This window comes from Terrabacter sp. AAH1 (assembly GCF_054456855.1).
In genome coordinates this window covers 1-11,056 of sequence record NZ_JBTJJV010000014.1, presented here as the reverse complement: position 1 = coordinate 11,056, position 11,056 = coordinate 1, and the positions used below count along the sequence as shown (strand labels likewise).

8 protein-coding genes are annotated in these 11,056 nt (G+C 71.4%); 1 reads left to right on the top strand and 7 read right to left on the bottom strand.

Annotation, left to right across the window (positions count from 1 at the left end; genetic code table 11):
• Positions 1-18 precede the first annotated feature (18 nt).
• Positions 19-336, bottom strand: coding sequence for a DUF3017 domain-containing protein (locus tag ACXR8F_RS17690; RefSeq protein WP_458802459.1), 318 nt, complete (start codon positions 334-336; stop codon positions 19-21).
• Between the two features lie 14 nt (positions 337-350).
• Positions 351-1,205, bottom strand: coding sequence for a bifunctional methylenetetrahydrofolate dehydrogenase/methenyltetrahydrofolate cyclohydrolase (locus ACXR8F_RS17685; protein WP_458802457.1), 855 nt, complete (start codon positions 1,203-1,205; stop codon positions 351-353).
• 231 nt (positions 1,206-1,436) lie between these two features.
• Between ACXR8F_RS17685 and ACXR8F_RS17680 the strand changes: the two genes are divergently transcribed.
• Entirely contained in the window at positions 1,437-2,000 is a 564-nt protein-coding gene (locus tag ACXR8F_RS17680; protein ID WP_458802455.1) for a hypothetical protein, read from the top strand.
• Between the two features lie 55 nt (positions 2,001-2,055).
• Here ACXR8F_RS17680 and ACXR8F_RS17675 read toward each other — a convergent pair whose 3' ends face one another.
• The 5 genes from ACXR8F_RS17675 to ACXR8F_RS17655 all read right to left on the bottom strand — a co-directional run bounded on the left by ACXR8F_RS17675 (position 2,056) and on the right by ACXR8F_RS17655 (position 10,679).
• On the bottom strand, positions 2,056-3,267 hold the full coding sequence (locus tag ACXR8F_RS17675) for a glycosyltransferase family 4 protein (protein WP_458802453.1): 1,212 nt from the start codon (positions 3,265-3,267) through the stop codon (positions 2,056-2,058).
• Positions 3,268-3,440: 173 nt separating this feature from the next.
• The gene (locus ACXR8F_RS17670) at positions 3,441-4,700 is read right to left on the bottom strand and encodes an NAD(P)/FAD-dependent oxidoreductase (protein ID WP_458802451.1); all 1,260 of its coding nucleotides are present in this window, start codon (positions 4,698-4,700) and stop codon (positions 3,441-3,443) included.
• A gap of 310 nt (positions 4,701-5,010) precedes the next feature.
• Positions 5,011-7,026 (bottom strand): ABC transporter ATP-binding protein, encoded by a 2,016-nt coding sequence (locus tag ACXR8F_RS17665; RefSeq protein ID WP_458802450.1) that lies wholly within the window; start codon positions 7,024-7,026, stop codon positions 5,011-5,013.
• Positions 7,023-8,918, bottom strand: a complete 1,896-nt coding sequence (locus ACXR8F_RS17660; protein ID WP_458802447.1) for an ABC transporter ATP-binding protein — start codon at positions 8,916-8,918, stop codon at positions 7,023-7,025. Before ACXR8F_RS17660 ends, ACXR8F_RS17665 begins: the two co-directional genes overlap by 4 nt.
• 138 nt (positions 8,919-9,056) lie before the next feature.
• On the bottom strand, positions 9,057-10,679 hold the full coding sequence (locus ACXR8F_RS17655) for a sialidase family protein (RefSeq protein WP_458802444.1): 1,623 nt from the start codon (positions 10,677-10,679) through the stop codon (positions 9,057-9,059).
• Positions 10,680-11,056: the final 377 nt, after the last annotated feature.

Genomic DNA, 11,056 nt, shown 5'->3' with positions numbered 1-11,056 from the left:
CGCAGAGTTTGTTGTGAATCAGCGTGACGTGCGGCTGATGGAAGTCCGCGCTGGGTCTGCGTCGAGGTTGACCGTCGCGGAGGCGATGAGGACGCCGATCCCGAGCGCAGTCATGATGAGGACGTCGAGCGAGCGTGAGCGCACCGTGAGTCCGCCGGCCTTTCGGGATGGGCGAGCCACCAGCCGGATCACGGCGCCGATGAAGAACGCTGCGGCGACGATGCGGCCGCCCCAGCGGATGTCGAGGAACGAGATGACGAGCACCCCCGCCGCCGCGAGACCCGCGACGAGATACCACCAGCTGAGGACGAAGAAGCCGCTACCTCGCCATTGCACAGGCGCTCAGGCCCTCAGACGCCGGCGGCGCGCGAGGCCTCGGCGGCCTCGACGATGTTGGTGAGCAGCAGGGCTCGCGTCATCGGGCCGACCCCGCCCGGGTTGGGGCTGACCCAGCCGGCGACCTCAGCGACGTCGAGGGCGACGTCGCCGGCGATCTTGCCGTCGACCCGGCTCACGCCCACGTCGAGCACCGCGGCACCCGGCTTCACCATCTCCTTGGTGACGATGCTCGGAACGCCGGCAGCGGCGATGACGATGTCGGCTTGGCGCACCTCGGCGGCGAGGTCCTTGGTGCCGGTGTGGCACAGCGTGACCGTGGCGTTCTCGCTCTTGCGGGTGAGGATGAGGCCGAGCGGGCGGCCCACGGTGAGGCCACGGCCGATGACGACGACCTTCGCGCCGGCGATGGGCACGTCGTGGCGGCGCAGCAGCTCGATGCAGCCCATCGGCGTGCAGGGCAGCGGCGCCGGCTTGCCGAGAGCGAGCCAGCCGAGGTTCATGGGGTGCAGGCCGTCGACGTCCTTGCTCGGGTCGACGCGCGAGAGCAGCGCCATCTCGTCGAGCCCGGTCGGCTGCTGCACGAGGAAGCCGGTGCACTCGGGGTCGGCGTTGAGCTCGTCGATGACGGCCTCGACCTCGGCCTGGGTGGCCGTGGCGGGGAGGTCCCGGCGGATGCTCGTGACGCCGATCTCGGCGCAGTCCTTGTGCTTGGCGTTGACGTACCAGTGGCTGCCGGGGTCGTCGCCGACGAGCACGGTGCCGAGCCCCGGGACGATGCCCTGCTCGCGCAGCCGAGCGACCCGCTGGGTCAGCTCGACCTTGATCGCCTTGAGGGTGGCCTTGCCGTCGAGGATCTGTGCCGTCACGGTCCACATCCTGCCACCCGCACTCGCTCGGGGCCGCCCGACCTCGGGAGGCCTGCTCCTCCGACCCGGCGGATCGTGTCGCGCATCAGGCCCCGGCCTGCCTCGACCGACGGCCCGGCCACCTTCTGGTCAGACGGGTGGATGGCCGGGTAAGACGCAGATCTCCGCGGCGACCATGTCCACGGAGCGCCGCCCGGTGCATCGTCGGCCGGAACCTATACGTTGACCGCCATGTCGTCGATGCGCGCGGTTACGGCTCTGATCCTCATCTCTTTGGCTCTCGGCGGCTGCGGCGCCGAGAAAGGTGGGGGAAGCGCTTCGTCCCCCTCGGGCACGTCCACAGCCGCCGTGTCGACGCCAAGGTCCAGCTCCACCAGCGTTCCCCCCTCGACCACCAGCACGACCACGACCACGCAGGCTCCTGCCGACGCCTCTGACGTCGCAGCGCAGCTCAGGGCATCGCTCAAGTCGGTCACCAAGATCGTGACAATCACCGAGGACAACGACCCCAACAACAAGATCGGGCGCCCGGGTGGTTATGTCTCTGCTGCAACCCTCTACGACTCGGGGGCCTCCTGCAGCAGCCTGGGCGCCGAATGCGGTGCAACCGTGGAGGTCTGGCCCGACGAAGCAGCTGCCAAGCAGCGTTCCGAGTTCATCCTCGCCGCTCTGAAGGGTGCCAACGGAGTGCTGGGAGACGAGTACCACTATCAGAAGGGTGCAGTCCTGCTGCGGGTGAGCGGAGACCTCAAGCCCTCCGCCGCCAAGCTGTACGAGGCAGCCCTCGCAGGCTGACGCACGAAGACCACTGCGCCATCAGACCGAGCGAACCGAGGCCAACAACGTTGGACTAGTCGCCGACGAGCCGCATGAGCTCCTGCACGTTGCGCTCCCACGTCATCGCCTCGGCGCGGCGACGTAGGGCTCGGCCACGTCGCGCCCGCTCCCCAGGGTCGGTGACGAGGTCGTGCAGCGCCTCGGCGAGCCGGTCGGCGCGACGCGGGTCGACGTAGACGCCCTCAGGCCCGAGATACTCCGGGATGCCACCGCTGCGGGCCGACACCACCGGCAGCCCCGACGCCATCGCCTCGGTGACGACCTGCCCCGCCGGCTCCTGCCAGTCGACGGGCATGCAGAAGACGTCGGCGTCGGCATAGACGGTGGGCAGTGCGTGCCGGTCGACGAAGGGGGTGAACTCGACGAGGTCGCCGAGCGGGGCCGCGGCCTGCCTCAGCTCGCGTTCGTACGCCGAGAGCCCCTCCGTGGGGCGCAGCCCGGACGAGCCGACGATCCGCACCCGGAAGTTGCGCGTGGTGCGAGCCAGTACGCGTGCCGCCGCGACGAGGTTGTGAGCTCCCTTGTGCGGCACGACGTTCCCGACGAAGAGGATCGTCGGCGGCATACCTTGTCGGTCGGCCGGCCGGGCTGACGGGGAGAAGCAGCCCGTGTCGACGCCGTTGCGCAGGACATGGAGGTTGTCGGGTCTCGAGCCGAGCCGCTCGACGACGGTCTCAGCGAGGTAGTCGCTCACGGCCACGGTCACGTGGGTGCGCGCGATGACGCGACGGACCTCCGCGGGACGCCACGACCGGAAGACGTCGTTGCCGAGGTGCAGCACGACCTTGCCGTCGAAGTCGCGAGCGAGCCGGTGGGTGATCGCGCCGGCGTAGTTGTAGACGACGACCGCCTTCGCGTCGGCGGGCACCGCGCCCAGGGCGTCGCGGTGAAAGCGGGCCACGAAGGGACGACGCCCCAGCGTGAGACCGCACGCGGCGTCGAGCCGGCGTTCGACGTCGGTGAACCACTCGCGCGCCGGCGAGCGGGTCGACGCGTAGCGCACGAGCGTGCCCTCCGGATAGTCGTGCCGGCGCCGATCGCTCACGACGACGTAGGTGCGCCCACCCATCGCCTCGTGCGCCCTGGCCTGCGCGCGGATCTTCGTCGACATCGCGTTGCCCGTCTTGGCGGAGTACTCCGAGAAGACGTAGGCGAGCTGCGCGATGGGAGTGACGACGGGCACCGTGGCAGCCGCGGCGGTCTTCCCCTGCCTGGCGTGCTCCATCGGCCTCCGTCCTGCCCCTCCCCGCCCCGAGCCACGTGGCACCTCGGCCACGCTCCGAGGGCACGCTCCGAGGGTAGGAGACGACGGCCCGCGATGGGTGCAGAACGGACGACCGGGCCACCTCCGCACCTCGGCGGACGTGGCCCGGACGGCCGGAGCCGAAAGCGCTCAGGTCACTTCAGGTCACTGAGCGGGACGTCGGGATCGGTGAGGCGGGCGCGGTCGACGATCGTGCGGTCGCGCACGAGCCGCTGCACGTCGTCGATGGTGTCCCAGACGTTGACGTGCATGCCCGCGAGCACGCGCACGCCATCACCCTCCGGCAGCACCCAGAACGCCATGAACTCGTTGCCCTTCGGGTCGCCACGGAGCACGACCTCGGCGCCGCTGCCGCGCGGCACGTAGCCGGCGTACTCGAGGCCGATGTCGTACTGGTCGGAGTAGAAGAACGGGATGGGGTCGTAGGTGACGTCCTGGCCCGCCATCGACCGTCCGGCCGCGAGACCGCCGTCGTGGGCGTTGGCCCAGTGCTCGACGCGCACGTTGGTGTCGAGCGTCGTGCTGCGCCAGTTCGCGACGTCGCCGGCCGCCCACACCCCGTCGGCCGACGTGCGCAACCCCGGGTCGGTGACGATGCCGTTGTCGGTCGTGATGCCGGCGCCGTCGGCGAGCCCGGTGTTGGGCGTGATGCCGACACCCACGACCACGGCGTCGGCCGGCACGGTGTCACCGGACTTCGTCACGACGCCGGTCGCAGAGCCGTCGCCCTCGATGCGCTCGACGCCCTCGCCGAAGCGGAACTCGACGCCGTGCCCGCGGTGCAGGTCGGCGAACCACCCGCCGATCTGCTCGCCCATCACGCCGAGCAGCGGGGCGGCCTGCGGCTCGATGACCGTGACGTTCGCGCCGGCCTCAGCCGCAGCGGCGGCCACCTCGAGCCCGATCCAGCCGGCGCCGACGATGACGATGCGAGCGTCCTTGGTGAGGTGCTTCTTCAGCTCCTGCGACTCCTGCAGCTCGCGCAGGTAGAGCACACCGTCCAGATCGGCGCCCGGCACGTCGAGCGCGCGCGCCGACGAGCCCGTCGCGAGCAGCAGCTTCTCGTAGCCGAGGGTCTGGCCGTCGGCGAGGCTCAGCGTGTGGTTGGCGGCGTCGAGCGACGTCGCCGCGGTGCCGAGGTGCAGCTCGACACCGTTCTCGTCGTACCAGTCCTTGTCGTGGGTGAAGGCGCTGTCGGGCTCGTCGTCGCCCTTGAGCACCCCCTTCGACAGCGGCGGCCGCTCGTAGGGCAGCCGGTCCTCCTCGGCGACGAGGGCGATGCTGCCCTTCGAGTCGCTCTCGCGGATTCCCTCGATGGCCTTCGCCGCGGCCAGCCCACCGCCGACGAGGACGTATGCCGTGCGCTCCTGCTCTCCGGACGTGTCAGTCTTCATGTCCACACCTTCACACGCCGACCGTCCCGCGGGAAGCGAACGCCCCCACCAACTCGAGTGCTCAGTTCCCGACACCTTGCCAACTCGAGTGCTCAGTTCCCGACCCCTGCCAACTCGAGTGCTCAGTTCCCGACGTCGCTCCGCGTCGGAAGACCGAGCACTCGACGTGCGTTGTGCATCGAATGCTCAGTTTCCGGCGTCGCCCCGCGTCGGAAAGTGAGCACTCGACCAGGACCTACCGTCGAGTGCTCACTTTCCGACGGCGGCCGGCACGAAGGAAACTGAGCACTCGACTCGGGTGACGTCCGGGTCAGGAGGTCCAGGCACGCCAGAGGGCGGCGTACTCCCCGTCGCGTGCGACGAGCTCGTCGTGGCTGCCGAGCTCGGCGACCCGACCGTCGATGACGACCGCGATGCGGTCGGCGTCGTGGGCGGTGTGCAACCGGTGCGCGATCGCGACGACGGTGCGGCCGGTCAGCAGCGCGTTCATCGAGCCCTCGAGGTGGCGGGCCGTGCGCGGGTCGATGAGCGAGGTCGCCTCGTCGAGCACGATCGTGTGCGGGTCGGCGAGGATGAGCCGCGCCAGCGCGATCTGCTGGGCGCGCCCGGGCGTCAGCGAGTGGTGCCCCGAACCGAGCTTGGTGTCGAGCCCCTCGGGGAGTCGCTCGACCCAGTCGAGCGCGTCGACGGCACGCAGCGCGTCGCGCACCTGGTCGTCGGTGGACCCCTCGCGGGCGAGCACGACGTTGTCGCGCACCGAACCGATGAAGACGTGGTGCTCCTGCGTGACGAGGGCGACCTCGGTGCGCAGCTGGTCGAGCGGCAGCGACGTCAGCTCGACGCCGCCCACGGTGACCGAGCCCGTGCGCGGACCGTGGATGCCGGACAGCAGCCGCCCCAACGTCGACTTGCCCGAGCCGCTCGGGCCGACGATGGCGAGACGCTCACCCGTCGAGAGCGACAGGTCGATGCCGTGCAGCACGTCGTGGTCGGCGCGGTAGGCGTAACGAAGGTCGGAGCCGACGAGCTCTGGGCCGGAAGGCTGCTCGTCGCCGGACTCGCGGTCGGGCGGCACCGTGGCGATGCCGAGCAGGCGCGTGGTCGACGCGATGCCGACCTGCACCCGGTCGACGGTGTGCACGAGCATGTCGAACGGACCCCACAACGCCTCGGTGTAGAGGATCGCCGTCGTGATCTGCCCGAGCGTGGCCCAGCCCTGCGCGTAGCCGACGGCGCCGAAGAGCAGGACGAGCACGCGCGGCAGGCTGAACGCGACGTCCATGACGGCGAAGAGCAGGTTGCGGAGCGTCATCGTGTAGCGCTCGGCCTGCCCCGACACCTCGATGTCGTCGTCGCCGCGGCGCAGCCGGTGACCGGCGAGGCCCAGCGCCTCGACGGTGCGGGCGCCTTCGACGGTCTCGGTGAGCGTCGTGTTGATGCGCGAGTACGTGCCGCTCTCGGTGAGGTAGCCCTTCGGGGCCCGCCCGAGGTAGCGGCGCACCTGGATGAGCGCCAACGCCATGAGGACGATCGACGGCAGCGACAGCGCCACCGAGTTGCTCACCATCGCGACGAGGGTGAGCACGACGGTGATGGTGGCGACGATCGACTCGGGCAGCGCCCAGCGCACGCTCTCGCTCATCGTGCCGACGTCGCGGGTCACGCGCGTCACGAGGTCGCCCGAGCTCGCGCTCTCCACCCTCGACAGCGGTAGGCGCAGGATCGCGCGTACGACGTACTCGCGGGCCGCGGCGAGCACGCTCTGGCCCAGCACGGCCGACGACGTCTTGGCTGCGAGCGTGAACAGGCCCTGCACGAGGACGAGCCCGGCGACCACGAGCGCCGCGGTGTTGGCGCCGGCGAGCGCCGCGTCGACCCGGCCGGCCTGCACGTCGGTGACGGTCGAGTCGACGAGCTCGCCGAGCAGGCGCGGCACGAGCAGGCCGGCGGTGGCGGCGAGCGCGTTGGCGACGACGACCGCGACGACGAGCAGCCGCTCCTGGCCGAGCAGCCGGCCGATGAAACGCACCACGCTGCGGTTGTCGGCGATGGGCAGGCCCTTGCGGGCGTTCATCGTGTCGGCGACGAACTCCTGCGCCCGGCGCTCGCGCAGCAGGTGCCGACGCCGCAGCGCCGTCAGGCGTTCGCCGACGCTCGCCGCCTCGGGCGGGCGCAGCTCGTCGGGCACCGCGGGCACGTGCACCGCACCGTCCCAGGTGCGCGCCGACTCGGCGGCGAGCTCGGGCGGCAGGAGCGAGACGTGCGCGGGCGACGGGTCGGGCGGGACGGCATACGTGCTCGTGGCCGTGCCGTCGGGGCGGCTCATCGGGACTCCTCGGAGTGGTGGGCGAGGACCGACACGTCGCCCTCGCCGCGCACGACGACCGAGCGGTATGCCGGTGAGTCGGCGAGCAGGTCGGCGTGCCGACCGCGCGCGGTGGCGACGCCGCCCTCGAGCAGGACGATCTCGTCGGCGTGGTGTAGCAGCAGCGGCGAGGCGGTCATGACGACGGTGGTGCGGCCCTCGCGGTGGGCGCCGAGTCGCTCGGCGATGCGGGCCTCGGTGTGGGCGTCGACGGCCGACGTGGGCTCGACGAGAACGAGCACCTCGGGGTCGGCCGCGAGCGCGCGCATGAGGACGAGCCGCTGACGCTGACCGCCGGACAGTCCGCGTCCGCGCTCCTCGAGCTCGCCCTGCCAGCCGCCGGGCAGCGCGTCGAAGACGTCGTCGGCAGCAGCGGTGTGCAGGGCGCGCTCGGCCTGCTCGAGCGTGAGCCGGCCGAGGGGGTCGACCGCCGAGCGCAGCGTGCCCGCGAAGACCTGGGGCGAGGTGTCGCTCACGAGGATGTGGCGGCGTACGTCGTCGAGGGGCACCTGGGACAGGTCGACCCCGTCGACGGTGACGCCCCACGGCTGGCGGGCGCGCTCGTCGTCGCGGCGCGCCTGCTCCTCACGGGCACGGGCACGCGCCGATCGCTCGCGGCGGGCCGCGCGCCCCTTGAGCTCCTCGGGGATCTCGTCACTGACGAGCGCACCCTCGTCGCTCGGGAGGTAGCGACCGAGCCGGTCGGCGAACGCCGCGGAGTCGTCGGGCACGGCCGACACGACCATCGTCATGATGCCGGGCCGGATCGCCGCGCCGGACGCCTCGTCGACGATGTCGCCGCCGGTGCGCAGCGCTGCCGGCTCGTCGGGGTGCACCCACGGGGGGCGCTGGCCCAGCACGGCGATCGCCTTGCGCGCCGAGACCACCGAGCGCGTCCACTTCTGGGCGAACTCGACGAAGGTGCGCATCGGCTGGATGAGGAAGAGGCCGTAGCCGAGGAAGCTGACGAGCTCGCCGACGGTGAGCCGGCCCTGGGCGACCTCCCGGGTGCCGAGCCACATGAGCGCGACCACGAACCCACCCGAGAGCAGCACGCCGACGGACTCGACCGCGGCCAGCCAGCGGCCGGCGGAGACCCCCGACTGACGCACGCGCTGGGACTGGCCGGCGTAGTTGCCGCCGAAGGTGTCCTCGCCGCCGATGCCGCGCAGGATGCGCAGGCCGCCGACGATGTCGGTCGACATCGAGGTCAGCTCGGAGTTGCGCGAGCGCTCGACACCCTGCCAGCGCTGCATGGGTCGCAGCAGCGGCATGCCGAGGAGGACGAGCAGGGGCGCGGAGACGAGCACGAGGACGCCCATGCGTACGGAGGTGGTGAGCACGATGCCCGCGACGACGAGGTAGGCGACGAGCTGCGAGATGGCACGGGTCGTGATCTCCATGAGCGCGCCGAACTGGTCGCCGTCGCTGCCGCTCACCGACAGCACCTCACCCGTCGGGGTGCGTCGCGTCAGCACGTGGCCGAGCTGGAGCGCCTTGCGGGTGACGAGCTTCGTCGTGCCGTAGAGCGCGATGAGCCACTCGCGCACGATGACGGTGTGGAACGCGATGCCGCTGCACGCGCCGAAGAGCGTGACGGCCGCGAGCGCGAGCACCCAGCGTGTCGTCACCGCGGTGTCGCCCGCGACGATGCCGGTGTCGATGGCGCGACCCACCATCCACGGGCCGACCGTCTGCGGCACCATCCAGATGAGCGCGACGACGAGACCGGCGACGAAGAGCCCGCCGTTCTGCCGGACCATCCACCAGAGGAAGGCCCGCGGCGTGCGGGTGTCGGGCGCCTCGGCGCCGCGGTCTGTGTAGGCCCGGGTCTGGGGCGGGAAGTCTCGCATGGCCCGTCCACCCTAGGCCGGGCCACCGACACCGACCCACCGGTTTTTCGGGCGGCGGGTCGGCGTCGGTCGTGAGTGCTCAGGCGTCGGTCACGTATGCCGTGGCGTATGCCGTGATGGATGCCGTGACGTGCCCTGTCACGGGGTGGGGTCGGCCAGGGCCGCCGAGCGGATGTCGCTGTTGCCGAAGCGGGCCGACGTGCCGGTGCACTGCGTCGCGACGGCGGGCCGGGTGGCGGCCGGGTTCGTGTAGAGCGCTGCCCGGTACGCGTCGACCGCTGGGCAGTGGTCGGCGTCCCGGACGTCGTTCCAGACGGCCACGACACCGGTGCGGGAGGCGGCGGCATACACGTAGTCGCCGAGGAACTCGTCGGTCAGGGAGTTCGCCGACGAGCCCCGCGGGTCACCCACGGCGCCGCGGTGGAGCACCCCGAACGGACCGATCGCGCCGCCCGCCACGTCGGCGTGGAGCACCACACCCACGAGGCCGCGCGGTGACGTCGTGTCCTCCCGGTACGGCGTCGTGAAGGCGTTGTAGACGATGTAGGCGTCGGTCCCGGTCGGCGAGATCGCCGGCGCGGTGTAGACGGGCCGGTCGCCCGCCGCGACCGGCACGCTCGTCGGACCGGTCCAGGTGGCGCCGCCGTTGGTCGACGTGTCGAGCATGAGCTCCTCGTTGTTCAGCCCGTTCCGGGCGTCGGCCCACGTCATGACGATCCGGTTCGTCGCGCCGGCTCCGGTCGGGGCGCCGTTCGCGATGTCGACGCTGGGTGCGGCCGCGAGGTCGACCCGAGCGCCGCCGAGACCGTCCATGACGGGGCGACCCTGGACCGCGTCGAACACGCCGGGCCTGGTGACCGACGTGATGAGCGTCGGGCCGGTGAAGTGCGTGCCGGCGTCGGTCGAGCGGTACATCGCCTCGTAGCTGGTCCCGTTCCTCGTGGCGATGCCGAACACGTACACGTTGCCGTGGCTGTCGGTGCGGACGGTGCAGCCGTCGGGCTGGGAGTTGATGCCGTTGTTCGTCGCCGGGCTCACCTGCCGGCTCGTCCACGTGGCGCCGCCGTCGCGCGAGACCGACACGATGAGGGGCGTGGGGAGGGCGTTGCCGCGGCTGTTGCTGCGGAAAGACGCCCAGCACACGTAGGTCGTGCCGAAGAAGGGGCTGCTCGACGCGTTGTCCGACCAGATCTGCTCCTTGTCGGAGAAGGTCGTCGACGACTGCTTGGAGATGACCACGGGTGCCGACCACGTCGGGTTGTGCGTCGCCGACGCGCTGGAGGCGTCGTCGGTGTGCGACACGGCGATGGCCTCGAAGCCCTTGAAGGCTCCGGACCGGGGGAAGTTCGCCGCGAGGTTCGCGTAGTAGAGGCGCGAGCCGTTGTCCCAGGAGAAGTGTCCGGAGGCGTCGGGTCGCGGGCCGAAGGCCAGGGCCGGGTCGCCGTCGGAGGCGAGGCCTGCCTCGAAGTAGCCGGGGAGCGTGCCGATGGGGCCGACCACCGGCTGGCAGGCCGCAGGGCCGAGGCAGCCGCGCGCGCTCCAGCCGGTGTACGTGGGCTGGACCCACGAAGCTCCACTGGTCGTGGAGAAGTAGATGCCGGAGACGCCGACGCCGTCGGTGAAGGGACAGGTCGTCGGACCACCGGCGGCGCATCCCTCCTCGTCGATCTCGTCGTTCGACCCGGCGGCCACGACCGTCGGCGCGTGCGCGTCGATCGCGACGGCGGGTTCGTTCTGCTTGTTCTGGGAGAAGGGCGTCACCGGGCTTCCGTTGCTGACAAGGGCGTCGGATGGCGCGGCGACTGCGACTGCGGCACCTGTGAGGGCGGTGGCCAGGGATGCCAGCGCAGCGGTGATGATTCGAGGTCGACGCATGGTGTGGTCCGATCATCGGGGGTGGTTGATGTCGGTCGTCGGCGTCGGCGCCCGCGGCGGCCACCTCCCAGAGTGCTCCCGCACGGACGTCGACGACAAGACGTCCCCGCCCCTCCCGTCGAGTGCTCACTTCCCGACACACCCCCTCTTGGCTTCAGATCGTCTGCGCAACACGAATTGCGTGGAGGCAGGCATGGGCGGAATCCCGGGGACGTACTCGTTGGCTCAGCGGGAGCAGGCGTTGGCGCTGCTGGGGGCGGGGC